Genomic DNA, 23,830 nt, shown 5'->3' with positions numbered 1-23,830 from the left:
GCGGCCGGGGAGAAGGAGACGTGAGCGTGGCGGGATCGACCCCCCGGACCTGGGACGTGTTCCTCAGCTACAGCCGCGGTGACGCCCACCGCGTCGCACCGCTCCGTGACCGGCTGCTCGCCTCCGGCCTCGACGTCTTCGTCGACGAGGTCACCGTCGCCGGGTTCGTGGGGATCAGCGACGCGATCCGGGACGGCCTGTCCCGCTCCAAGGCGCTGCTGGCCTGTTACTCGGCCGCCTATCCCGAGCGGCAGGCCTGCCAGTGGGAGCTGACGGTGGCGTACCTCGCGGGGCTGCGCGAGGGCGACCCGCGGCGCCGCGTCATGGTCGTCAACCCCGAACCGACCGCGGACCATATCCACCCCGTCGAGCTGCGCGACGCGAAGCACTGGGCGCTCCCGGCCGGGCCGGTGGCGCTGGACGCGCTCGTCGAGGACGTGACCGCCCACGTCTCCGCGCTCGCGGACCCTATCGGCGCCACGGAGACCGGACCCGCCCCGTACTGGCTGCCCGGCCCGGCGCCCTCGCCCGCTCCCGCCTTCACCGGCCGGCTCCCGTATCTGTGGCAGGTGCACAGCTCCCTGCACCGGCACGCCGCGCCGCTCACCACCGGGCACACCGCCGCCCGCCCGGTACAGATCCGGGGCGCGGCGGGGATCGGGAAGACGCTGCTGGCCCAGGAGTATGCGACGTGGTTCGCCGCGGCCTACCCCGGGGGCATCCACTGGCTCGCCCGTGACCCGGGCCCGGCCGTCGGCGCTCCGTACGCCCCCTACGACAAGGGACTTCGCCGGCTCGCCGCCGCCCACGGTCTGTCGGGCGAGGGCGCCGCGGAGGAGGTCGTCGCACGGCTGCAGGACCACTTCGGTCACATCGGAGAACCGTTCCTCTGGATCGTCGACGACCTGCCCGGTGGGCTCACCACGCAACAGGTGGCCCGTCTGTGCGCACCGCATCCGCTGGGGCGCACCCTGCTCACGACCCGCAGCCGGATGTACGAGGCGCTCGCCACCCCCGTCGAGCCGGCGCCGCTCGGCGCCGATGCGGCGTACGCGCTGCTCACTCATACCGTCCCGCCCTCCGGCCCCGAGGAGCGGGAGGCGGCACGGGCGCTGTGCGCCGCCGTCGCCGGGCACCCCCTCGCCCTGGACCTCCTGGCGTCGGGCGCCGCCGACGGTTACACCTCCCTCCACGACCGCTTCCACACCCCCGGCCGTTCCCTCCTCGACGTCCTCGCGCGGCGTCGGGTGCTGCCCACGGGCTATCCCGCCGAGGTGACGGCGGCCCTCGTCCGTGACGTGCCCGCGGCGGGGCCGTCCGCGATGGATGTGCTCCGCCTCGCCGCCGCCTTCTCCCCGACGCCGCTGACCAGGGACGACGCGGTACGGGCCCTGTCGTCGGCGGTGGCGGTCCCCGATATCGCGACAGCCCGCCGCCTGGACGCGGGCATCGCCGAGCTCCACGGCCGCAGTCTCCTGGGCCCCGCGGGCGGCGGCGCCTGGGCGGCGCACCCGCTGATCCTGCACGCCTGGCTGCGCCACGACCCCGAACCGGCCCGCGCCGAGCAGCTGCGCCACGCCGTGCTCCGGACGCTGCGCACCTCCTACGGCACTACGCTGGACCGCATCGGAGGACGCCCCGGCGTGACCGGCACGAGCACGAGGGAGCCGCAGATGAGGCCGTACATGCCCACGCAGCGGGACGCCGCGCCCAGCGAGCTGGAGCGCATGGCCGCCTTCGACCTCCAGGTCGAACTCGCCACCCGCATCGGTGTCCAGGAGCTCGCTCCCGGATCCGGCAGCCTGCGTGAGGCGCTCGGTTCGCTGCACGCGATGTTCGAGTTCACGCGGTCCACGCTGCGGCAGTACAGCATCGGTCTCGCCGCCGACCAGCCGGCTGTGAAGGGTGTCCGCACCGTGCACGGCATCGCCTATGACCTCCTCAATCGCACTCTCCGTCCCTTCACCAGCGAGTGGCACCCGCGGCTCGCGGCGCACGAGGCGCTGCGCCCGGAGGGCACGAGCCCGGTCGCCCATGAGCAGTCCTGGGCGGATGCCCCCGCTTTGCGCGCGGCGCTCGCCGGTCTGCGGGCCCCTCTGCTCCACATCGTCGGCGAGCTCGCCGAGATCTCCGGTGCGGACTTCGGCCTCCCGGCTGCGAGCTGACGTCACGGGGCCCCGGCCTAGCGGGGGCCGCCCCCTCGGCGTGTGCTCCGTACCGGTTCGTACGGCGGCACATCCCGCCCAGGCTGGAAGTGCGGTCCCTGGCGTATGTGCCGGATGACCAGGCCCAGATCCACCGCGGTCACCACCACCAGCACCGCGCAGGCCACCGCCCACCCCGGATGCCCGGCCACCGCGAAGAGCACGGTCCCGGCGACGGCCCAGGCGAGCCCCCACGCGGCGAGCCCGCACCGCAGCCGCAGGGGGCTGCGGGCGTTCATGGGTTCATTGCCGGTACGCATCGCACACCATCTCCCACTATCAGCATCCCGCGATGCCCGTCACCGTGACGGATACCGATGGCGGCGGAGCGGACGGTCCCCGGCCGCCACGCGGAGCGCGGGCGGAAGCTTATGCCCTCGGCTGAATAACGCCCTGTCGCACACAGCCCGTTCGGACGTAAGCTCGCTTATTTGATGCCGTACGGCATACAGGTGAGGACAGAGCGCTGAGGGGACCGCATGAACCACCAGGGGCAGGAGTGGCGGATCGAGGTGCTCGCCGGTGGTGACACCTTGCGCCAGGAACGTCTCACCTGGGCGCTGCACGACACGCTCGCGAAGATCGACAGCCTGACGCTCGGATTCGCGGATTCCGCCGTATCCGCGGGGGACGGCCACAAGGGTGGGGCCATCGGTGACGTGGCTCTGTGGGCCGCGGTCGGCACCGCGGCACGACCGGTGTCACAGATACTGATCACGGCCATCAAGGAGTGGTGCGAGACGGAGCGGCAGCGGAAGGTCGAGCTCACCCACCGCGGCAGCACCGTCACCATCCCCGCGTGCCCCGACGAGGCGCAGCAGCGGATCATCCGCGAGTTCATGGACAAGGCCGCCGAGGACGAGACAGGGAACGAGGCCGAGTGACCCGGCTGATCCGCCGCAGGGCCCTGCTGATCGGCAACGAGACCTATGACGACAGCCGCTTCGGCCGGCTGCCGTCCACCCAGGTCGACACCTGGCAGCTGCACCAGGTCCTCCAGGACCGCAACATCGGCGCGTTCGTGTCCGTGAAGTCGCTCGCCGATCTCACCGCGGACGACATGCGCTTCGAGATCGCCGAGTTCCTCGACAGCTGCGAGGAGAACGAACTGGCGCTGCTGTATGTGTCCGGGCACGGCACCCGCCTCGTCCAGGCCGGCGGTGAGTTCCACTTCGTTGCCAGGGACACCGACTTCGACCGGGTGGCCGAGACCGGCGTGAGCGCGGGTTTCGTCAACGAGCGACTGGAGTCCTGCTGGGCTCCGCAGAAGATCGCGCTGATCGACTGCTGCCGGAGCGGCGGCTTCGCGGTAGGTCTGCGGACCTCGGACCGGAGCGCGCGGCAGGCCCCCAAATCCGGCGAGCAGGCGCTGCTGACCAGCCGCGGTGTGTATGTGCTGTCCTCCTCCCGCGCCGGCGAGGACTCCTACGCGGGTGCTGAGACGGCCGACGGCATCGAGCCGTCCTTGTTCACGGGAGAGGTCGTCGAGGCCCTCCGGACGGGCAAGGTGGGCAAGGACGGCACCGGCGAGGTCTCGGTGGACGACCTCTTTCAGTACGTCAACGGACGGATGAGGGCCAAGAGCCCCCAGCAGATACCCGTCAAATCCGCCCACGGCGTCGACGACCGCATCGTCCTCGCCGCTTGTCCGCAGGGTCGTGCCCCGCTGCTGGTGCCGTTCCACCGCAGACCCGATACCGGGCCGCAGACGACGGGATCCGCTCGGGAGCAGGCGGCCAAGGGGTCCGGATCCCGCGCCACTTGGGGCAGTCTGCTGGACTACTACCGGCAGTGTCTGCTGGCCGACGCGGCCGACACCCCGCTCATGTCCGTGCACGACGACGGGACGTCCTACGTCTGCCTGGACGGTCCGGAACGCCTCCTCTCCGGGGACCTGGACGACAACGGCTGCGCCCCGCTGCCGCCCGGGGCGGCCGACTTCATCGAAGCGGTGGCCCAGCAGGACGCCGATCTCTGGACCGGTTACCCGGCAGTGGTCCTCCACGGCCCCCGAAAGGGCGGACGGCCCTGGAACGCGCCCAGATTCGCCCCCCTGCTCGTACGCCGCGTCGAAGTCGTGCACGAGGGCGGCACGACGTGCCTCAAGCCGTATGGGCCCGTGCTGCCCCATCCCCGGCTCGCCCACGACTGGCTGGGCGAGGAACAGGCCGCGGACCTCGGCGAGACCTATCAGCCCACCTGGCACGCCGGCCAGCACGAGCGGATGGCCGTCGATGTGCGCAACCTCCTCCAGCAGGAGTTCGAACTCGCCTGCGTCCAGGAACCCAGGCCCGATCGGCTGGCCGACCGGATCGACATCCGGACCCCGGGTGACGGCGCGCGCAACGCCGCCGTCCTTTTCGCCGCGCCCCGGGACATCAGGGCCACGAGGAAGCTGTTGGCCGATCTGGACTACATATCCGGCAAGACTTCGCTCATCAGGACCACGGCCCTCGCCGCGCTCTCGCCCGACCCCGCAGAACGTGCCGAACCGCCCGCCGAAGGGGATCCGGAGTCCGTACGGCTCGTGACGCCACTGCCGTCCAACGAGGCGCAGTCGCAGGTCCTGCGCAGTGCGATGACCCGTCGCCTCACGGTGGCCACCGGTCCGCCCGGCACCGGAAAGAGCCAGCTCGTCGCCAACCTCGTCGCCACCGCCGTAGCCGACGGGCAGCGCGTGCTGGTCGCCTCCACCAACAACCAGGCGGTCGACGAAGTGTGGCGACGCTGTGAGCAGCTGTCGCCCGGCAGCGTCGTACGCACCGGCCCCTCCGGGGGCGAGCCGGACTACATGGCTCAGGAAGAGCAGGCGCTGCGTGAACTGCTGACTCTCCCCGCACCCGTACGGAACGTCACCACGGCGGCGATGGATGTCGATGTGGCGAACGAGCGCTGGGAGAACGCGCGGGGGGAGCTTGCCCTCACCGCGCGCATCGAACGCGAGCTGCTGCGGGCAGGAGAGGCACGCGAAGCGCACGCCGGGCGGTTGCGGCAGCCCGTCGCCGATCTCGCCGCGCTGGTCGCCTCCGCCGGGGACCCGGGCATTCTGGTGCGGAAGGCCTCAGGCCTTGCCGGAGCCCGCTTCCTGGGCGAATGGCGCCGCAGGCGACTGCTGCGCGGCCTCGGCATCGAGCCGAACGGGAACGGCACGCAGGACACCTGCTCGGCACTCGCGGAGTTCAGCGACGCCGAGCAGGCGTGGCGGTCGCGGCGCGAGCGGCTGCGCGCAGGGAAGGACGACGCCGCACTCGCCGGCCTGCTGGAGGAGGCCGAGGCCTCGGTCCGGGACGCCTCGGCGGAGCTCCTCGCAAGCGCCGTGCGAACGCATGCGAGCGCCGGGCGTGCGCAGATCATCGGGCTGTTGAACGCCCGCAACGCCCCCGACAGCGACTGGCCGGCGGTGCGGCAGGCGCTCTCCGGCGTGCGCGGCTGGGCGGTGACCAGCCTCTCGGCGCGGCGCTTTCCGACGGCCCCGGCCCTCTTCGATCTGGTGATCGTCGACGAGGCCAGCCAGTGTGCCATCCCGCACGTCCTGCCCTTGCTCTTCCGGGCCCGCCGCGCACTGGTCATCGGCGACGCCATGCAGCTTCCCCATATCACCAAGGTCACTCCAGACAAGGAAAGAGCGATCCGGCGCGGTGCCGGGCTGCGCTCCGACTGGCTGGAAGAGCACCGCCTCTCCTACCGCCGCCACTCCTCCTTCCACGCAGGCGAACGGGCGACGGGTGGCAGCCTGCTGCTCGACGAGCATTTCCGCTGCCACCCCGACATCGCCGCAGTCTCCAACCGGCTCTTCTACGACGGTCGGCTGACCGTCCTGACCGACACACGGGCCCGCGCTTCCCTCGACCGCCCCGCGGTGATCTGGGCACCGGTGCCCGGGCGCGCGGCACGCCCGTCGTCCGGCGGATCGTGGGCCAACAGCGACGAGATCGACAAGGTTGCCGCCAGCGTCGAGCACCTGCTGAAGCAGCTGCCCGCACACACCGGGGTGACCATCGGGGTGGTCACGCCCTTCAAGGCCCAGGCGGACGCTCTGCGGGCCCGGCTGCGCCCGTACGAGGACCGGGTGCGTACGGGAACGGTGCACACATTCCAGGGCGGTGAGCGGGATGTCATGATCTTCTCGCTCGTCGCCGGCCAAGGGATGAGCCCCGGTGCGATCAGCTGGGTCGACCGGCAGCTCAACCTCTGGAACGTCGCCGTCACTCGTGCGCGCTCCCACCTCATCGTCGTCGGGGACGACGAGTTGTGGCTGCGGCGTGGCGGGGTCGGGGCCGAGCTGGTCCGAGCAGCCCGGGCGACGGCCGGAGGCGACGACGGCCGCGAGCCCGACGAGCTGCTCCGGCGTCTGTACCGGACACTGTCGGCATCTGCCGATGCCGAGGTGGAGCTCGGCGCGAGTGTGTACGGCCACACCGCCGACGCGGTCGTGCGGTCGGAAGGCCGGACCACTGCCGTTCTGCTCGACCCGGGACCGTCGGAAGGCGCTGACGCGGCGAGGCACTTGCGCCTGATGCTGCGCCGCCGGAATCTGCTGGACGGCGGTGGTGACGCCGGCAAGGGCACGGCGGTCAGACTGGCTGCCTGGCAGCTGTACGACTCGGCCGGTTGCGATCTCAGACCAGGCGCCTGATCTCGCCGCGGACGCGGTAGAAGCCGCCGACGGCGGGGGCGAGGGCGTCCACGACGTAGCGGGCGCCCGGCTGGCGTATGTGGCGGGGGAACTGGACGTTCCAGCTGGGGTCGTGGCCGGGGGAGACTGCGTGGACGCGGACGCGGCCGGACTCCTTGACGCACTCGACCACGATGCCCGCGTCGGGGACGGTGGAGATCGTGGCGACCGTGGCCGCGGGGGTGTAGGTGGGCACGGCGGCGGCCGACTTGATGTCCACGGGGGTGGGGACGCTGCCGGACCGGGCGTCGGCGATGGCGGCCTCACCGGCGTCGACGCAGACCAGGGAGCCGTCGGTGGTGACCATGTAGAGCCGCTCGTCGAGATACTGCATGGACAGGGCCGAACCGCCGCCCGTGCCGAGCTTCCACAGGCGGGTGCCGTCGGCCGCGAAGCAGTAGACGGACGAGGCGGAGTCGCCCGCGAAGACATAGCAGCCGCCGGGGGTGGTGGCGCAGGAGTAGACCGCGGAGTCGCAGGCGTAGGTGGCCTCCACGGCGCCGGTGGCCTTCGCCAGGCGCTGGACGACGCGGCGGCCGGTGCCCGCGTAGACGGAGTGGTCCTCCTGCCAGCCGAAGAGCACGGCGCCCGAGGTGGCGGTGTGCCACAGCTCGCCGCTGCCGTCGGGGGCGTAGGCGGTCACCCCGGCGGTGTGGCCGTGATAGACGGCGTGCTCGTCACGGCGCACCATCCAGGCGTTGGAGCCGGTGCTTCTGCGTGACCACTGGTGCTCGTCCTCGTGGTCGATGACGGTCAGCCCGCCGTTGCGGTCCGCGACGTTGAGGACGCCCTCGCGGATGTCCAGCCAGAAGATGTCGACGTCCGAGGCGATTTCGTAGGCGGCGAACGGGAGCTTGGAGGAAAGGTCGTAGACGGTGCCGTCGTCGCAGCCCGCGTAGATCCAGAAGTCGTCCGCCACCAGGCACTTGACGCCGTCGGGCAGCCGGTAGTGGGCCAGCACCTCGCCGTCGTGGCCGAGCGCGTGGACGTCGCCGGACTGGTTGCCGACCCAGGCGCGGTCCTCGTCGATGTGGATGCCGAACGCGGAGGAGCCCGTGCGGAACCGCCAGAGCACCGGGGCGACCGCGCGCGCCGTGGAGGGCGCAGAAGTTACCTGACGGCGCGTCACCGGGCGGGCGGCGCGCTGCCCTTGCACCGCCGGGGCGTAGCCCTTGCGGACCTTCTCCCCTATCTTCTTCGCCGCGGCGGCCCGGGCCTTCTCCTCGGTCGGGAAGGTGGAGCTCTGCGCCTGCCCCGCACCGCCGATCCGTCCGTAGCGCACCGAGACGGTCGTGCCGTCGACGGACACTTCGTAGAACTTGTGCGCCGCGCCGTCGTCCTGCGACAGCTCCAGATACGTCGTGGTCCCGGCCATGGCACGCCCCCTCTCCGGGCCGGCCGTGGTGGCCGGTCCAACTGCCGGGAACGCTAGGGGCTGCCACTGACAATCGATTGCCGACCGCCCGGGGCGGAAAGGGGCACAAAGCCCGTAATGGCTAGAAAAGGGGCTCGGGGAGCACTCCTTCGAGTGACAGCAGGGCCCTCTTGATCTCCAGCCCGCTGCCGAACCCGCCGAGGCCGCCGTTGCTCTCGATGACGCGGTGGCAGGGCACCACGACGGGCAGCGGGTTGCTCCCCATCGCCACGCCCACGGCCCGGGCGGCCCCGCGCTCACCGACGCGGTCGGCGAGGTCCTGGTAGCTGACCACCGTGCCGTACGGGACCCGGGCGGCCAGCTCGCGCAGCACCCGCCGGTTGAACCCCGACGTCAGCGACCAGTCCAGCGGCACCGAGAACGTCTCGCGGCGGCCGGCGAAATACGCGGTCAGCTCGGCCGACGCCTGCGTGAGGAGCTCGTGCGCGGCGGAGGGCGGGGATGCGGGGCCGGTGCCGAGACGGCGCGTGAGCCGGTCGACGACCTCGGCTTCCCTCTCCGCGTCGGCCCGGAAGGCGACCTCCAGCAGTCCCTCCCGCGTCGCGGCGATCCCCAGGGGCCCGATGGAGACCTCCACCGTCGTCCAGGCCCATTCCCGCGCCCCGGCTTGCGGGTTCGTCCGCTCCACGTCCGTCACACGGCTCAGCCTAGAACGTTCCCGCCACACGGGCCACGGGCGTTTCCCGCCATCTCCTTGGAGCGCCCCACGGCCGGGGAAAAGGCCCCCGCACGCGGGAAGTGCCGTCCGCCTACAGGAAGTCCAGAGCCGTCCCGAGGAAGGAGAACGGCGAGCCCGGCGTCGAAGGCTCGTCCTCCTCGGCCAGCGCCGCCTCCACGACCTGCGGGGCGTTGCTGATCACCGCATCCACCCCCATGCGGGCCAGCGTGACGGCCCGGTCACCGTCGTCGACGGTCCACGCGGACACCTCCAGCGGCCTCCCGTGCGGCCCCTTCACCGCGTGGACGGAGCGCACCCACCTCGCGGTGACGCCGCGCTGGCTCGGGTTGATCTGGTCGGCGAACCTTGCGTACGCCCGGAGGTCCCCCGCCTTCGGCGCGCCCAGGAAGCCCGTCCGCACGTCCGGGCGCAGCCCGTGGAAGGTCCGCAGGGAGCGCGCGTCGAAGCTCTGGACGACCAAGTCGTGCCGGACGCGTGCCGGGCCGAGCCACCCGCAGCCGCGCAGCTCGGCCACCAGCTGCCGCTCGATGCCCGGGTAGCGCTCCGGGTCCTTGATCTCCAGCAGCAGCCGCTGGCGGTTGTGCTCGACGCGCCGGAGATAGCGCTTGAGCGTCGGCACCCGCTCCCCGGCGAACCTGCGGTCGAACCAGCTGCCCGCGTCCAGCTTCTCGACCTCCGCGAGGGTGAAGTCCGCGACCTTCCAGGGCGCGCGGCCCGGAAAGCGCCGCTCGACGTCGGTCGTCCGCCGCAGGGTGGTGTCGTGCAGGACGACCAGCGCGCCGTCCCTGGTGCGCTGGACGTCGTTCTCCACCCAGCGGACGCCCAGGCCGGCGGCCGTGTCGATCGAGGCGAGGGTGTTCTCCGGCGCCCGCACCGGGACGCCCCGGTGACCGATGGTGACGGGGATCCGCCCGGCGGCCCGCGCCGGCGGCACCCCGAACAGCAGCGTCGCCAGGCAGACGAGGACACCGGTCACGGCGGGTACGGGGCGGACGCGCATACGGGCTCCTCGCGCAGGGACACGGGGAGGGATACGGGGGCGGATCCCCCGGCGCCCGGCCGTTGTCAGTGGGGGGTCGTACGGTGGATCCATGCGGCCCGTATCGAAGATCGAACGCAAGGTGGCGCCTTTCGAGGTCGTCAGCCCCTTCCAGCCCAGCGGCGACCAGCCCGCGGCCATCGCCGACCTGGAGCGGCGCATCCGCGCGGGCGAGAAGGACGTCGTGCTGCTCGGCGCGACCGGCACCGGCAAGTCGGCGACCACCGCGTGGATGATCGAGAAGCTCCAGCGGCCGACCCTGGTGATGGCACCCAACAAGACCCTCGCAGCCCAGCTCGCGAATGAGTTCCGGGAGCTTCTGCCCAACAACGCGGTGGAATATTTCGTCTCCTACTACGACTACTACCAGCCCGAGGCATACGTACCGCAGTCGGACACCTACATCGAGAAGGACTCCTCCATCAACGAGGAGGTCGAGCGGCTGCGCCACTCGGCGACGAACTCGCTGCTCACCCGGCGTGACGTCGTCGTGGTCGCCTCGGTGTCCTGTATCTACGGCCTCGGTACGCCGCAGGAGTACGTCGACCGGATGGTCCCGCTCAGGATCGGCCAGGAGATCGACCGCGACGAGCTGCTGCGCCGCTTCGTGGAGATCCAGTACACCCGCAACGACGTGGCCTTCACCCGGGGCACCTTCCGGGTGCGCGGCGACACCATCGAGATCTTCCCGGTCTACGAGGAGCTCGCCGTCCGCATCGAGATGTTCGGCGACGAGATCGAGGCCCTCTCCACGCTCCACCCGCTCACCGGCGAGGTCATCTCCGACGACCAGGAGCTCTACGTCTTCCCCGCCAGCCACTACATCGCCGGCGCCGAGCGCATGGAGAAGGCCGTCGCGGGGATCGAGGCCGAGCTGGCGGAGACCCTCGCCCGGATGGAGAAGCAGGGCAAGCTGCTGGAGGCGCAGCGGCTGCGCATGCGCACCACGTACGACATCGAGATGATGCGGCAGATCGGCTCCTGCTCCGGCATCGAGAACTACTCGCTGCACATGGACGACCGCGAGCCCGGTTCCCCGCCCAACACCCTGCTCGACTACTTCCCCGAGGACTTCCTCCTCGTCATCGACGAGTCGCACGTCACCGTCCCGCAGATCGGCGCGATGTACGAGGGCGACGCCTCCCGCAAGCGCACCCTCGTCGAGCACGGCTTCCGGCTGCCGTCGGCCATGGACAACAGGCCGCTGAAGTGGGAGGAGTTCGTCGAGCGCATCGGGCAGACCGTCTACCTCTCGGCGACGCCCGGGAAGTACGAGCTGTCGCGCTCCGACGGCTTCGTGGAGCAGATCATCCGGCCCACCGGCCTCGTCGACCCCGAGGTCGTCGTCAAGCCGACCGAGGGCCAGATCGACGACCTGGTGCACGAGATCCGCAAGCGCACCGAGAAGGACGAGCGCGTCCTGGTCACCACCCTCACCAAGAAGATGGCCGAGGACCTCACCGACTACTTCCTGGAGCTGGGCATCCAGGTGCGCTATCTGCACAGCGACGTCGACACGCTGCGCCGTGTGGAGCTGCTGCGGGAGCTGCGCGCCGGTGAGTACGACGTCCTGGTCGGCATCAACCTGCTGCGGGAGGGCCTCGACCTGCCCGAGGTGTCGCTCGTCGCCATCCTCGACGCCGACAAGGAGGGCTTCCTGCGCTCGGGCACCTCCCTGATCCAGACCATCGGCCGTGCCGCGCGCAACGTCTCCGGCCAGGTCCATATGTACGCGGACAAGGTCACCCCCGCGATGGAGAAGGCCATCGAGGAGACCAACCGCCGCCGCGAGAAGCAGGTCGCGTACAACAAGGAGCGCGGCATCGACCCGCAGCCGCTGCGGAAGAAGATCGGCGACATCGTGGCCTCCCTCGCCCGGGAGGAGATCGACACCAGGGAACTGCTGGGCTCGGGCTACCGCAAGGACGAGAAGGGGAAGGCCCCGGTCCCGGCGGCGTCCGCGGGCAAGGCCGGCGCCAAGGCGAAGGGCAAGGCCAAGGCCGTCGTGGCGACGGACCGCCCGGCCGCCGAACTCGCCCAGCTCATCGAGGACATGACCGACCGTATGCGGGCCGCCGCCGCCGAGCTCCAGTTCGAGGTTGCCGCGCGGCTCCGTGACGAGGTGGGCGAGCTGAAGAAGGAGCTGCGCCAGATGAAGGAGGCGGGTCTCGCCTGACGGGGTGCGCGGCCCGGGATGTTGCAAGACCGCCACAAAAGGGCGCCCGGGCGGTGAGGTCGCCCGGGGCACTGCATAGGGTCGGCCGGGGAGGCCGTGCGGACGCGCGGCCACGGGAAAGAACGAGAAGGGACTGCGCGTGACGGTCAACTTGTCCAAGGGTCAGGGCATCAGCCTGCAGAAGGCCGACGGGGGCACCCTGACCGCGGTACGGATGGGGCTGGGCTGGCAGTCCGCACCCCGCCGCGGACTGTTCGGGTCGCGCACCAAGGAGATCGACCTCGACGCGTCGGCGGTGCTCTTCGCCGATGGCCAGCCGGTGGACGTGGTCTTCTTCCGTCACCTGGTCAGCGACGACGGCTCGGTCCGCCACACCGGTGACAACCTGGTCGGCGGCGCGGGCAAGGGCGGCGACGACGAGGCGATCCTCGTCGACCTCCAGCGCGTCCCCGTGCACATCGACCAGATCGTCTTCACGGTGAACTCCTTCACCGGCCAGACGTTCGCCGAGGTGCAGAACGCGTTCTGCCGCCTGGTCGACGAGACCACCGGTCAGGAGCTCGCCCGCTACACCCTCGACGGCGGGGGCCCGTACACCGCGCAGATCATGGCCAAGGTGCACCGCGCGGGAGCCGGGTGGCAGATGACCGCGATCGGTACGCCGTCCAACGGCCGTACCTTCCAGGACCTCATGCCGGCGATCCTGCCGAGCCTGTAGGGCGCACCGGCGGAAGCGATCGACCGGGCCCGGCGGAGCATGCCTCCGCCGGGCCCGCGGGCGCGCCCGCGATGCGCGGCGAGTACGACACGCGCGGCCGGGGACGGCGCCGCGCGGGGCACACATCACGAGGGGGCGCAGGCATGACGGCCGAGTTGGTGCGGGGGCAGAACCACCCGCTGGCGGAGACCCGACTGGAGATCCGCGTCTCGGCGGCCGACGCGATCGTGGCGGGTGCCACGCTCGGTGACGCCGACGGCAGGGTGGCCGGCGCCCGGAGCGTCGCGCACCCCGCTTCGCACAGGCTTCCCGGCCTGGAGGTGTCCCGGCAGGCCGCGGCCGAGCACCGGCTCGCCGTCGACCTGGGCGCGCTCGCGGAGTCCGTGCACCACGTCAACGTCCTGCTGGCCCTCCCGGACGGAGCGGGCGGCCCGGCCCGCTTCGGCGCGATGGCCGCGCCGTTCGTCGCCGTCACCGGCCTCGACGGGACCGAGGTCGCCAGCTACACGGTCACCGGCCTCGACTCCGAGTCGGCGGTCGTCGCCCTGGAGCTGTACCGCAGGCAGGGCGGCTGGAAGGTGCGCGCCGTCGGCCAGGGTTACGCGGGCGGCCTGGCCGCCATGCTGCGCGACCAGGGCCTCGAGGACGCCATGGGCATGGCGGCCGCCATCAACGAGGCGGTCACCCAGGGCGTGGCCCGGTCCATCGCGCCCCCGCAGGCGCCCGCGGCTTCCGGCTCCGCGCCGTCGGCGGCGCGGAGCGGCCGCGTCAGCTACCGGCACCCCGGCCGGCAGGCATCCGTGCCCGTCGCCGCCGCGGAGCCCGCAGCGGGCGCTCCGGCCCCCGCCGTGGCCTCCTCAGAGCCGGACCGGCCCGCGCCGCCCGTCGCCGGGGACGCCACGGGCTGGACGCTGGACGAGCGGCTCTACAACCAGGTGTGGGGCATGTTCGAGGACCTGGCGCGCTCGGCGGCCGCGTACCGCAGCGCCGTCGACTTCGCGGAGTCGCGCCTGGAGCGCGAGCTGGACCAGGTGCTCTCCGACCCGCTGACCCGGGTGGGGCCCGCGGCGGACGCCGCCCGCGACCGGGCCCGCGCCAAGCGGACGGACCTGGTCGAGCAGGCGCGCGCCGTCCTCGACCGTGACCTCGCCCAGCTGGCGGCCGAGTCCGAGGTCGTCGAACACGCCCTGCCGCCCGCCTTCGCCCGCTGGGACAGCCCCGTCTGGCAGGGGTACCAGCTCCCGCTGGAGACGCCCCTGGCGCTGCGGCTGGGCGATCTGCACCTGCCGGAGCGCACGGACCTGCGGATCCCCATGCTGGTGCGGCTGCCGCTGGAGCGCGGGCTGTGGATCGACAGCGGCCGGCCGTCCGGCCCCGAGGCGGGCCTGGTGGACGCGGCCGAGCTGCGCGGGCGGGCGATGGAGACCGCGGTCGCCCACGCCGCCCGGCTGCTGGCCGTCCACCCGGTCGGCGACTTCACGGTGCAGGTCATCGACCCGGCGGGGGCCGCGGGTGCGGCGCTCGCGCCGCTGCTGGCCTCCGGGGCGCTGCGCGAGCCTCCCGCGCCCGGCGCGCAGGGCGTGTCCGCGGTGCTGGACCGGCTGACGCGGCGGGTCGACCTGGTGCAGATGGCGGTCCGCGGCGGTGCCGCGGACTCCCTGCCGCCCGACCTCGACACCGCGGAGCAGCTGCTCCTCGTCAACGACTTCCCGCACGGCTTCGACGACCGGGGCGTGACCCAGCTGCGCTACCTCGCGGACGAGGGGCCGTCCGTCGGGGTGCACCTGATGATGGTCGCCGACCGCGCCGACGCCCGGGCATACGGGCCGGTGCTGGACCCGCTCTGGCGTGCCCTGTTGAGGATCACCCCGGTCGCCGACGACCACCTCGCCGACCCCTGGGTCGGGCACTCCTGGACGTACGAGCCGTCCGTGGTGCCGCAGGGGAGCGACGTGCTGCGGCAGGTGCTCTGGCAGGTAGGGCAGGCACGCCGGGCTTATGGCCTCTAGCGAAGGGCTTCTGACCAGGACTTTTGGTTTTTCCTTTACCTTTTCTTGGGTCTTCCTGTACTGTTTTTGTACGGAGGCGCCCGTGGTGTACCCCCGGTGCTCCTCCGGCAGCGACGACGCTGACAGTTGCCGTATGACGTGCCGGAGGAACAGTGGATGTCTCCCTGACCCTGTGGGTGCTGACCATTCTCGGTCTGTGCGCCCTCGTCGCCGCCGATTTCTTCATCGGCGGCCGCAAACCCCATGAGGTGTCCCTCAAGGAAGCGGGGATCTGGACCGTCGTCTGGGTCGCCCTGGCCGGGCTCTTCGGGCTGGGGCTCCTGCTCTTCGGCGGCGGCAAGCCCGCGGGCGAGTTCTTCGCGGGCTTCATCACCGAGAAGTCGCTGAGCGTCGACAACCTCTTCGTCTTCGTGCTGATCATGGCGAAGTTCGCGGTGCCGTCGATCTACCAGCAGCGCGTCCTGATGGTCGGCGTGCTGATCGCCCTCGTCCTGCGGGCCGTCTTCATCGGCGCCGGCGCGGCGATCATCGCCAACTTCTCCTGGGTCTTCTACATCTTCGGCGCCTTCCTCATCTGGACCGCCTGGAAGCTCATCCAGGAGGCGCGGAGCGACGAGGAGGAAGAGGAGTTCGAGGAGAACCGCTTCCTCAAGATGGTCGAGAAGCGCTTCCCCTCGACGGACCGCTACCACGGCACCAAGCTGTTCGTCGTCGAGAACGGCAAGCGCCTGATGACGCCGATGCTGATCGTCATGCTGGCCATCGGCACCACCGACGTGCTCTTCGCGCTGGACTCGATCCCGGCGATCTTCGGCCTCACCCAGGACCCGTACATCGTCTTCACGGCCAACGCCTTCGCCCTCATGGGCCTGCGGCAGCTGTACTTCCTGATCGGCGGACTGCTGAAGAAGCTGGTCCACCTCTCGTACGGCCTGTCGGTGATCCTCGGCTTCATCGGCGTCAAGCTCGTCCTGCACGCCCTGCACGAGAACGGCGTGGGGGTGCCCGAGATCAGCATCCCGGTCTCGCTCGGCGTCATCTGCGCGGTGCTGGTCGTCACCACGGTCACCAGCCTCCGCGCCTCGAAGAAGCAGGCGGCCGCCGAAGCGGCGGCCGCGGACGACGGCGCCCGGGTCTGAGCCCGGCCGGGCCCGGACCCGCTCAGGCGGGCGCGCCCTCGGCGACCGGCTCCGGGCCGGTCGCCGGTCGCGTCTCCGGCAGCAGCGCGAAACAGCCCAGGCCGAGCAGGGCGAGGGCGGCCAGATAGGCCGCCACGCCCCAGGGCGGGCCGTCGCCGCGGGCCACCTCGGTCGCGACGAGCGGGGTGACGGCGCCGCCCAGCACCCCCGCCAGGTTGTAGCCCACGGCCGCGCCCGTGCAGCGCACCCGCGGCTCGTACAGCTCGGGGAGATAGGCCGCGATGACGGCGAACACGGCCGTGAACGCCAGCGTCGCGCCCAGGAAGCCGAGCACCATCCACACCGGGCGCCCGCTGTACAGCAGGGCGACCAGCGGAACCGTCCAGAGCGCCATGGCGAGGCAGCCCGCCAGGCACAGCGTGCGGCGCCCGTAGCGGTCGCCCAGGAGCGCGAACACCGGGGTGGCCAGCGCCGACACCGAGACCGCCGCCATGATGCAGCCGAGCATGACCGTACGGTCCACGCCGAGCCGCTCGGTGGCGTAGGCCAGGGACCAGGTGGTGACCGCGTAGTAGAGGGCGTACGCGACGGTCAGGCCCCCGGCGGTGAGCAGGACGAGCCGCCAGTGGTCGCGCACGACCTCGGCGAAGGGCAGCTCCGCCTGGGTGCCATGGTCGGCCAGCTCGCGGAACTCCGGGGTCTCGGACAGCCTGGCGCGCAGCAGCAGCCCGCCCACCGCGAGGACGCCGGCGAACCAGAACGGGACCCGCCAGCCCCAGGACCGGAACTGTGCGTCGGTGAGCGTGGCCGACAGGGTGAGCATGATCCCGTTGGCGATCAGGAAGCCCACGGGCGGACCGATCTGGGGCACGCTCGACCACAGGACGCGCCGGTCCGGGGGAGCGTGCTCGGCGGTCAGCAGCACGGCCCCGCCCCACTCCCCGCCGAGCCCGAAGCCCTGCGCGAACCGCAGGACGACCAGCAGGACCGGGGCCGCGACGCCGATGGTGCCGTAGGCGGGCACCAGACCGACCGCGACGGTCGCGACGCCCGTCAGCAGCAGGGACATGATCAGGACCGGGCGGCGGCCGCGCCGGTCGCCGATGTGACCGAAGAACACCGACCCGAGCGGGCGCGCGACGAACCCGGCCCCGAAGGTGCCGAAGGCCGCGAGCGTGCCGACGAGCGGCGAGACCGTCGGGAAGTACAGCGGGCCGAGAACGAGGGCCGCCGCGGTGCCGTAGACGAAGAAGTCGTAGAACTCGATGGCGGTTCCCGCCAGGGACGCGGCTGCCAGGCGGAGCATGGCCGGTGGGCGTTCGTCCGGGGAACGGTCGGATCGCATGCAGTGCCCAACTTCCGGTGGACACGGCAGGCAACGGGGCGTGCGGGGGTACGGCCAGGGGCGCGCGGGGAGGCCCGCGGCGGCGGCGTGTGGCGGCGCCGCGCGACCTGGGAATCGGTAAGGACCGTCGGCCATGGCCGACGGTCCTTACCGATTCCTTCGCCTACGGGCTGCCGCCCTGCCCGCGCCCGGGGTCACCAGCCGCGGGCGCGCCACTCCGCGAGGTGCGGGCGCTCGGCGCCGAGCGTGGTGTCGGCGCCGTGCCCCGGATAGACCCAGGTCTCGTCGGGGAGCTGCCCGAAGAGCTTGGTCTCGACGTCCCCGAGGAGGCTCGCGAACGCCTTCGGGTCGTCGTGGGTGTTGCCGACGCCGCCCGGGAAGAGGCAGTCGCCGGTGAACAGGTGCGGGTGGCCGTGCGGGTCGTCGTAGACCAGGGCGATGCTGCCCGGGGTGTGGCCGACGAGGTGGCGCGCGGTCAGCTCGACGCGGCCGACGCGGATCGTGTCGCCGTCCTCGACCGGTACGTCCGTCGGCACGGGGATGCCCTCGGCGTCGTGGCGGCCCGCGTAGGTGCGGGCGCCGGTGGCGTCCACGACCTCGCGCAGCGCCTGCCAGTGGTCGCCGTGGCGGTGCGTGGTGACGACCGAGGCGATGCCGCTGTCCCCGATCAGGCCGATCAGGGTGTGCGGCTCGGCGGCGGCGTCGATCAGCAACTGCTCGTCCGTCGCGCGACAGCGCAGCAGATAGGCGTTGTTGTTCATCGGCCCGACCGCGACCTTCGAGATCATCAGGTCGGTCAGCTCGTGCACATCCGCCGGGCCGCCGACCTTCACCGCTCCGCTGTACGTCATGACTTCAGCCTATAGCGGGGGGAGTGCCGGAAGCGGGGCACCGCCGGTGTCCAGGCCCGCCCCCTTGTCGCCACGGCCCGCGAGCCAGCCCAGCAGGGCGGGGGCGGCGCCCGTGACGGTGACCGCCGGGCCCTCCGGGCCGCCGGTGTGCCACTGGCGGCCGTCGGTCGCGGTGACGGTGACGGGCGGCAGTCCGGCGTTGCCGGAGAAGCGCTCCGCGAGGTACGCGATCTGGCGGCCGGTGAACTCCTCCGGGAGGTCCTCCAGCCCGTAGCCGACGTTCAGGTCGACGTGGTGCAGTTCGACCTCGGTCAGGCGGCGGAAGGGGACCCGCACGGCCGCGTCGGTCACGCCGTTGCGCAGGGTGACGGTGCGGGTCCAGTCGTCGACGGCGCCGGCGGTCTCCAGGAAGCGTCCCGCGCTCTCGCGGAGGTCGGCGAGCTGGACGTCCAGGGGGCGGGGGGCGCCGCTCTCGATGTCCGCGTCCCTCGCCTCGCCACTGGCGTACATGGGCAGGCCGTTGAGGACATTGGCCAGAGCGTCCGCGTTGCGGGCGAGGTGGGCGAGCAGGTGACCACGGGTCCAGCCGGGAAGGCGTGACGCTTCGGCGACGGCGCCGTTGTCCAGTTTCGCGACCTCGGTGAGGAGCCGGTCGGTCGCTTCACGTACAGATGCCAGGTCGTGCACATGATCAATCATGCGGCGACGATAGCGCCGCCACTCGTCCGGGTGAAGTCGGACGGCTCCCACCGTAATTCGAATGTGCGTGCTATAGGCTCGTGTGTGGCATCGGATCCGACATCCGCGCGGCGCCCCCCATACCCTGGGTCGGGGGTGCGGCGCATCCCATCGCTCTCAAGAAAGGTGCCGACCGGCGTGGCTGACCGTCTCATCGTCCGTGGCGCTCGCGAGCACAACCTCAAGAACGTCTCGCTCGACCTCCCCCGTGACTCGCTCATCGTCTTCACGGGGCTCTCCGGATCGGGCAAGTCGTCCCTCGCGTTCGACACGATCTTCGCCGAGGGGCAGCGTCGTTACGTCGAGTCCCTCTCCTCCTACGCACGGCAGTTCCTCGGGCAGATGGACAAGCCCGACGTGGACTTCATCGAGGGCCTGTCCCCGGCCGTGTCCATCGACCAGAAGTCGACCTCGCGCAACCCGCGCTCCACGGTCGGCACCATCACCGAGGTCTACGACTACCTCCGCCTGCTCTTCGCCCGCATCGGCAAGCCGCACTGCCCCGAGTGCGGGCGGCCCATCGCCCGCCAGTCGCCGCAGGCCATCGTGGACAAGGTCCTGGAGCTGCCCGAGGGCAGCCGCTTCCAGGTGCTCTCCCCGCTGGTGCGCGAGCGCAAGGGCGAGTTCGTCGACCTCTTCTCCGACCTCCAGACCAAGGGCTACAGCAGGGCCCGGGTCGACGGCGAGACCGTCCAGCTCTCCGATCCGCCCAAGCTCAAGAAGCAGGAGAAGCACACCATCGAGGTGGTCATCGACCGCCTCACCGTCAAGGACAGCGCCAAGCGCCGGCTGACCGACTCGGTCGAGACCGCCCTGGGCCTCTCCGGCGGCATGGTGATCCTCGACTTCGTCGACCTCGCCGAGGACGACCCCGAGCGTGAGCGGATGTATTCCGAGCACCTCTACTGCGCGTACGACGACCTGTCCTTCGAGGAGCTGGAGCCGCGCTCCTTCTCCTTCAACTCCCCCTTCGGCGCCTGCCCCGACTGCACCGGCATCGGCACGCGGATGGAGGTCGACCCGGAGCTGATCGTCCCCGACGAGGACAAGTCCCTCGACGAGGGCGCGATCAACCCCTGGTCGCACGGCCACACCAAGGACTACTTCAGCCGTCTCGTCGGCGCCCTGGCCGACGAGCTCGGGTTTCGTACGGACATCCCCTGGGCCGGGCTGCCGCAGCGGGCCAGGAAGGCGCTCCTCAACGGCCACAAGACCCAGATCGAGGTGCGCTACCGCAACCGCTACGGCCGCGAGCGCGCGTACACCACGGCCTTCGAGGGCGCGGTGCCCTTCGTCAAGCGACGCCACTCGGAGGCGGAGAGCGACTCCAGCCGCGAGCGCTTCGAGGGCTATATGCGCGAGGTGCACTGCCCGACCTGCGAGGGCACCCGGCTCAAGCCGATCGTGCTCGCGGTCACCGTGCAGGGGCGGTCCATCGCCGACGTCGCCGCGATGTCGATCAGCGAATGCGCCGACTTCCTGCGGGAGATGAAGCTCACCGGCCGCGAGAAGAAGATCGCCGAGCGGGTCCTCAAGGAGGTCAACGAGCGGCTGAAGTTCCTGGTCGACGTCGGCCTCGACTACCTCTCGCTCAACCGCGCCGCAGGCACCCTCTCCGGCGGCGAGGCCCAGCGCATCCGGCTCGCCACCCAGATCGGCTCCGGCCTCGTCGGCGTCCTCTATGTGCTGGACGAGCCGTCCATCGGCCTGCACCAGCGCGACAACCACCGCCTCATCGAGACCCTCGTGCGCCTGCGCGACATGGGCAACACCCTCATCGTCGTCGAGCACGACGAGGACACCATCAAGGTCGCGGACTGGGTCGTGGACATCGGCCCCGGCGCGGGCGAGCACGGCGGCAAGGTGGTGCACAGCGGTCCCCTGAAGGACCTGCTGCGCAACAAGGAGTCGATGACGGGGCAGTACCTCTCAGGCAAGAAGGCCATCGCCACCCCGATCGAGCGCCGCCCCGTCGACCTCGACCGTCGGCTGACGGTGCGCGGAGCCCGGGAGAACAACCTCCAGGACATCGACGTGTCCTTCCCGCTCGGCGTGCTCACGGCCGTCACCGGCGTCTCCGGATCCGGCAAGTCGACGCTCGTCAACGACATCCTCTACACCCACCTGGCCCGCGAGCTGAACGGCGCCCGCGCCGTTCCCGGACGGCACACGCGCGTGGACGGCGACGACCTCGTCGACAAGGTCGTCCACGTCGACCAGTCGCCCATCGGCCGTACGCCGCGCTCCAACCCCGCGACGTACACAGGTGTCTTCGACCACGTCCGCAAGCTCTTCGCGGAGACGATGGAGGCGAAGGTGCGCGGCTATCTGCCGGGCCGCTTCTCCTTCAACGTCAAGGGCGGCCGCTGCGAGAACTGCTCCGGCGACGGCACCATCAAGATCGAGATGAACTTCCTGCCGGATGTGTACGTGCCGTGCGAGGTCTGCCACGGCGCGCGCTACAACCGGGAGACCCTGGAGGTGCACTACAAGGGCAAGTCCATCGCCGAGGTGCTGGACATGCCGATCGAGGAGGCGCTCGACTTCTTCGAGGCGGTGCCGACCATCGCGCGGCACCTGCGCACCCTGCACGAGGTCGGGCTCGGCTACGTCAGGCTCGGGCAGTCCGCGCCCACGCTCTCCGGCGGCGAGGCCCAGCGCGTGAAGCTCGCCAGCGAGCTGCAGAAGCGCTCCACCGGCCGCACGGTGTACGTCCTCGACGAGCCCACCACCGGGCTGCACTTCGAGGACATCAGCAAGCTGATCACGGTGCTGTCGGGTCTGGTCGAGAAGGGCAACAGCGTCATCGTCATCGAGCACAACCTCGACGTCATCAAGACGGCCGACTGGGTCGTCGACATGGGCCCGGAGGGCGGCAGCGGCGGTGGCCTCGTCATCGCGGAGGGCACGCCGGAAGCGGTTGCTTCTGTGCCGGACAGTCACACGGGGAAGTTCCTGCGGGAGCTGCTCGGGGACCGGGTGAGTGATTCGCCGCCGCCGCCGGCGGCGCGGGCGCGGGCGAAGAAGGCGCCCGTGAAGAAGGCCGCCGTGAAGAAGACTGTCGCGGCCAAGGCTCCGGCGAAGAAGGCCGTTCGGGCGCGGAAGGCGTAGCCGCCTGCGGCGGGCTTTGTTCCCCTACCCCGCCCCTTCCCGAAACTGGGGGCAAGCCCCCAGACCCCCGAAGCACGCTTCGCGCGCTGTCCTCAAACGCCGGACGGGCTGATTTCAGCCCGTCCGGCGTTTGAGGACGCTCCCGCAGGGAGCTCCCGCCGCAGGCGGCAACGGACCCGCAGTCGGGGGCCCGGGGGTGCCCCGAAGATCCGCCGACCACGGCGGCTCCGCCCCCGCGCGCGTGCACGTGAGCGCCGCCGCGCGGGCCGCGAAGCGCAGGACGTCCGGCCAGTCCACCGTGTCCAACGCCCCGCGCGTCAGCGCACCCCGCGCCGCCAGCCCATGCAGCAGCGCCGCGTTCACCGTGTCGCCCGCGCCGATCGTGTCCACGACCTCGACCGCGGGGGCCGGGACCGACTGCCGGGCGCCGTTCCGGGGGTGAACGGACAGCCCCGCCGCCCCGTGCGTGACGACCACCGCGGCGGGCCCCTCCGCCAGCCACTGCTCCGGGGAGCCGCCCAGCCAGCGGGCGTCCTCCTCCGACAGCTTCAGCAGGGTCACATGGGGCAGCCAGGAGCGGAAGCGGGCGCGGTAGGCGGCCGCGTCGGGGATCAGGCCCGCCCGGACATTGGGGTCCAGCAGCGTGAACACCCCGCGCTCCGCCTCCCGGCGCAGCAGCGCCTCGTACGCGCTCGCGCCCGGCTCCAGCACCAGCGAACAGGTGCCCAGGCACAGTGCCGACACCGCCTCCGGCAGCGGCCCCGGAAGCTCGAACAGGCGGTCCGCGGTGCCCTCCGCGTAGAAGGCGTAGCCCGCGGAGCCGTCCGCGCCGACGTCGGCCACCGCGAGCGTCGTCGGCTCCGGCCCGCGCTGCACCAGCGAGACGTCGACCCCGGCCGTCCGGAGACCGGCCAGCAGCGCCTCGCCGAAGCCGTCCGCCGACACCCGGGAACAGAAGGCGGCGGGCGCGCCCAGCCGCCCGAGCGCCACAGCGGTGTTGTACGGGCCCCCGCCACGCCGCGGCAGCAGCGCGGGCAGCGCGCCGCCCCCGCCGTCCCCGGCTTCTCCCGGCACCAGGTCGATCAGGGCCTCTCCGGCTACGACGATCACGAGGGGCGTCCTTTCCCGGCCGGTTCCCGCCGGGCATAGCCTGTCATGTCACCACCCGCCCCGAGGGGCCTCAAGCGGAATTCGAGGTGCCGGTAGGGTCGACGCGTCGTATCCGCAGTTCACCGTTGGAGCACCCATGACAAGCCCCGCCCCCGAGGCTTCTGCCGCCTTCTCCCTGGACCGCCGCACCGTGCTGCGAGGCACCGCGCTGGCAGGCGCCGCCGGGCTCGGCGTCACGGCGTGCTCGGGCGGCGGTCCGGGCGGCGCCAAGGGCGCGGCCACCCCCACGGCCCCGGTGGACCTCGGGGCCCCGGCCGACGTCCCGGTCGGCGGCGCGCGGCTCTACCGCGAGCAGCGCCTGGTCGTCTCGCAGCCCGCCAAGGGGGAGTACAAGGCGTTCAGCGCGGTGTGCACGCACGCGGGCTGTGTCGTCGACAAGATCGAGGACGGGAAGATCAGCTGCCCGTGCCACGGCAGCAAGTTCGACCCGGCCACCGGCAAGGTCCTCCAGGGCCCCGCCGGCGCGCCCCTGCCCGCCGTCCCGGTCAAGCTGGCCGACGGCAAGCTGATCGCGGGCCCGGAGGTCTGACAGGGGCACCGG

At 71.8% G+C, this 23,830-nt stretch carries 17 protein-coding genes; 9 read left to right on the top strand and 8 right to left on the bottom strand.

From position 1 onward, the window contains the following. The first annotated feature begins 26 nt into the window (after nucleotides 1–26). On the top strand, nucleotides 27–2,165 hold the full coding sequence (locus DXZ73_RS13060) for a tetratricopeptide repeat protein (RefSeq protein WP_240351328.1): 2,139 nt from the start codon (nucleotides 27–29) through the stop codon (nucleotides 2,163–2,165). Between the two features lie 17 nt (nucleotides 2,166–2,182). Here the strand turns inward: DXZ73_RS13060 and DXZ73_RS13055 are convergent, their stop codons facing one another. Next, nucleotides 2,183–2,464, bottom strand: coding sequence for a DUF6343 family protein (locus DXZ73_RS13055; RefSeq protein WP_116211164.1), 282 nt, complete (start codon nucleotides 2,462–2,464; stop codon nucleotides 2,183–2,185). A 219-nt stretch (nucleotides 2,465–2,683) separates the two neighbouring features. Between DXZ73_RS13055 and DXZ73_RS13050 the strand changes: the two genes are divergently transcribed. Both DXZ73_RS13050 and DXZ73_RS13045 read left to right on the top strand, forming a co-directional pair. Next, nucleotides 2,684–3,088, top strand: coding sequence for a hypothetical protein (locus DXZ73_RS13050; RefSeq protein ID WP_116211163.1), 405 nt, complete (start codon nucleotides 2,684–2,686; stop codon nucleotides 3,086–3,088). After that, nucleotides 3,085–6,840 (top strand): caspase, EACC1-associated type, encoded by a 3,756-nt coding sequence (locus DXZ73_RS13045; RefSeq protein WP_116211162.1) that lies wholly within the window; start codon nucleotides 3,085–3,087, stop codon nucleotides 6,838–6,840. Before DXZ73_RS13050 ends, DXZ73_RS13045 begins: the two co-directional genes overlap by 4 nt. Here the strand turns inward: DXZ73_RS13045 and DXZ73_RS13040 are convergent. The 3 genes from DXZ73_RS13040 to DXZ73_RS13030 all read right to left on the bottom strand — a co-directional run bounded on the left by DXZ73_RS13040 (nucleotide 6,824) and on the right by DXZ73_RS13030 (nucleotide 9,993). After that, nucleotides 6,824–8,254, bottom strand: a complete 1,431-nt coding sequence (locus tag DXZ73_RS13040; RefSeq protein WP_116211161.1) for a WGR domain-containing protein — start codon at nucleotides 8,252–8,254, stop codon at nucleotides 6,824–6,826. The genes DXZ73_RS13045 and DXZ73_RS13040 overlap by 17 nt on opposite strands. Nucleotides 8,255–8,375: 121 nt before the next feature. After that, complete coding sequence (locus tag DXZ73_RS13035) at nucleotides 8,376–8,951, bottom strand: methylated-DNA--[protein]-cysteine S-methyltransferase (protein WP_240351327.1); 576 nt, start codon at nucleotides 8,949–8,951, stop codon at nucleotides 8,376–8,378. A gap of 112 nt (nucleotides 8,952–9,063) precedes the next feature. After that, nucleotides 9,064–9,993 carry a glycerophosphodiester phosphodiesterase gene (locus DXZ73_RS13030; RefSeq protein ID WP_116211160.1) on the bottom strand — a complete coding sequence of 310 codons (930 nt, stop codon included), beginning with the start codon at nucleotides 9,991–9,993 and terminating at the stop codon, nucleotides 9,064–9,066. Nucleotides 9,994–10,084: 91 nt separating this feature from the next. Between DXZ73_RS13030 and uvrB the strand changes: the two genes are divergently transcribed. The 4 genes from uvrB to DXZ73_RS13010 all read left to right on the top strand — a co-directional run bounded on the left by uvrB (nucleotide 10,085) and on the right by DXZ73_RS13010 (nucleotide 16,074). Further along, on the top strand, nucleotides 10,085–12,208 hold the full coding sequence (gene uvrB, locus DXZ73_RS13025; protein WP_116211159.1) for an excinuclease ABC subunit UvrB: 2,124 nt from the start codon (nucleotides 10,085–10,087) through the stop codon (nucleotides 12,206–12,208). Nucleotides 12,209–12,347: 139 nt separating this feature from the next. Then, nucleotides 12,348–12,926 (top strand): TerD family protein, encoded by a 579-nt coding sequence (locus tag DXZ73_RS13020; protein ID WP_116211158.1) that lies wholly within the window; start codon nucleotides 12,348–12,350, stop codon nucleotides 12,924–12,926. 143 nt (nucleotides 12,927–13,069) lie between these two features. Further along, nucleotides 13,070–14,935, top strand: coding sequence for a TerD family protein (locus tag DXZ73_RS13015; RefSeq protein ID WP_116211157.1), 1,866 nt, complete (start codon nucleotides 13,070–13,072; stop codon nucleotides 14,933–14,935). 152 nt (nucleotides 14,936–15,087) lie between these two features. Beyond that, entirely contained in the window at nucleotides 15,088–16,074 is a 987-nt protein-coding gene (locus DXZ73_RS13010) for a TerC family protein (RefSeq protein ID WP_116211156.1), read from the top strand. 22 nt (nucleotides 16,075–16,096) lie between these two features. Here DXZ73_RS13010 and DXZ73_RS13005 read toward each other — a convergent pair whose 3' ends face one another. The 3 genes from DXZ73_RS13005 to DXZ73_RS12995 form a co-directional block, all read right to left on the bottom strand. Further along, complete coding sequence (locus DXZ73_RS13005) at nucleotides 16,097–17,380, bottom strand: MFS transporter (RefSeq protein WP_116211155.1); 1,284 nt, start codon at nucleotides 17,378–17,380, stop codon at nucleotides 16,097–16,099. A gap of 233 nt (nucleotides 17,381–17,613) precedes the next feature. After that, the gene (locus tag DXZ73_RS13000; protein ID WP_116211154.1) at nucleotides 17,614–18,270 is read right to left on the bottom strand and encodes an MBL fold metallo-hydrolase; all 657 of its coding nucleotides are present in this window, start codon (nucleotides 18,268–18,270) and stop codon (nucleotides 17,614–17,616) included. Between the two features lie 9 nt (nucleotides 18,271–18,279). Beyond that, nucleotides 18,280–18,969, bottom strand: coding sequence for a maleylpyruvate isomerase family mycothiol-dependent enzyme (locus DXZ73_RS12995; RefSeq protein ID WP_116211153.1), 690 nt, complete (start codon nucleotides 18,967–18,969; stop codon nucleotides 18,280–18,282). 177 nt (nucleotides 18,970–19,146) lie between these two features. Between DXZ73_RS12995 and uvrA the strand changes: the two genes are divergently transcribed. Then, on the top strand, nucleotides 19,147–22,119 hold the full coding sequence (gene uvrA / locus DXZ73_RS12990) for an excinuclease ABC subunit UvrA (protein WP_116211152.1): 2,973 nt from the start codon (nucleotides 19,147–19,149) through the stop codon (nucleotides 22,117–22,119). Nucleotides 22,120–22,233: 114 nt separating this feature from the next. Here the strand turns inward: uvrA and DXZ73_RS12985 are convergent, their stop codons facing one another. After that, the gene (locus tag DXZ73_RS12985) at nucleotides 22,234–23,229 is read right to left on the bottom strand and encodes a carbohydrate kinase family protein (RefSeq protein ID WP_116211151.1); all 996 of its coding nucleotides are present in this window, start codon (nucleotides 23,227–23,229) and stop codon (nucleotides 22,234–22,236) included. A 136-nt stretch (nucleotides 23,230–23,365) separates the two neighbouring features. Between DXZ73_RS12985 and DXZ73_RS12980 the strand changes: the two genes are divergently transcribed. Next, the gene (locus tag DXZ73_RS12980; RefSeq protein WP_116211150.1) at nucleotides 23,366–23,818 is read left to right on the top strand and encodes a Rieske (2Fe-2S) protein; all 453 of its coding nucleotides are present in this window, start codon (nucleotides 23,366–23,368) and stop codon (nucleotides 23,816–23,818) included. The last annotated feature ends 12 nt before the right edge of the window (nucleotides 23,819–23,830 follow it).

Origin of the sequence: Streptoverticillium olivoreticuli subsp. olivoreticuli, assembly GCF_003391135.1 — a bacterium.
Classification (GTDB): domain Bacteria; phylum Actinomycetota; class Actinomycetes; order Streptomycetales; family Streptomycetaceae; genus Streptomyces; species Streptomyces blastmyceticus.
Note: the sequence above shows the minus strand (reverse complement) of the source record. Positions and strands in the feature narration are given on the sequence as shown.

What these genes read in the sequence shown, in the direction of transcription:
- DXZ73_RS13055 (WP_116211164.1), bottom strand. Translation starts at nt 2,464, where the DNA reads ATGCGTACCGGCAATGAACCCATGAACGCCCGCAGCCCCCTGCGGCTG.
- DXZ73_RS13050 (WP_116211163.1), top strand. Translation starts at nt 2,684, where the DNA reads ATGAACCACCAGGGGCAGGAGTGGCGGATCGAGGTGCTCGCCGGTGGT.
- DXZ73_RS13040 (WP_116211161.1), bottom strand. Translation starts at nt 8,254, where the DNA reads ATGGCCGGGACCACGACGTATCTGGAGCTGTCGCAGGACGACGGCGCG.
- DXZ73_RS13030 (WP_116211160.1), bottom strand. Translation starts at nt 9,993, where the DNA reads ATGCGCGTCCGCCCCGTACCCGCCGTGACCGGTGTCCTCGTCTGCCTG.
- uvrB (WP_116211159.1), top strand. Translation starts at nt 10,085, where the DNA reads ATGCGGCCCGTATCGAAGATCGAACGCAAGGTGGCGCCTTTCGAGGTC.
- DXZ73_RS13015 (WP_116211157.1), top strand. Translation starts at nt 13,070, where the DNA reads ATGACGGCCGAGTTGGTGCGGGGGCAGAACCACCCGCTGGCGGAGACC.
- DXZ73_RS13005 (WP_116211155.1), bottom strand. Translation starts at nt 17,380, where the DNA reads ATGCTCCGCCTGGCAGCCGCGTCCCTGGCGGGAACCGCCATCGAGTTC.
- DXZ73_RS13000 (WP_116211154.1), bottom strand. Translation starts at nt 18,270, where the DNA reads ATGACGTACAGCGGAGCGGTGAAGGTCGGCGGCCCGGCGGATGTGCAC.
- DXZ73_RS12995 (WP_116211153.1), bottom strand. Translation starts at nt 18,969, where the DNA reads ATGATTGATCATGTGCACGACCTGGCATCTGTACGTGAAGCGACCGAC.
- DXZ73_RS12980 (WP_116211150.1), top strand. Translation starts at nt 23,366, where the DNA reads ATGACAAGCCCCGCCCCCGAGGCTTCTGCCGCCTTCTCCCTGGACCGC.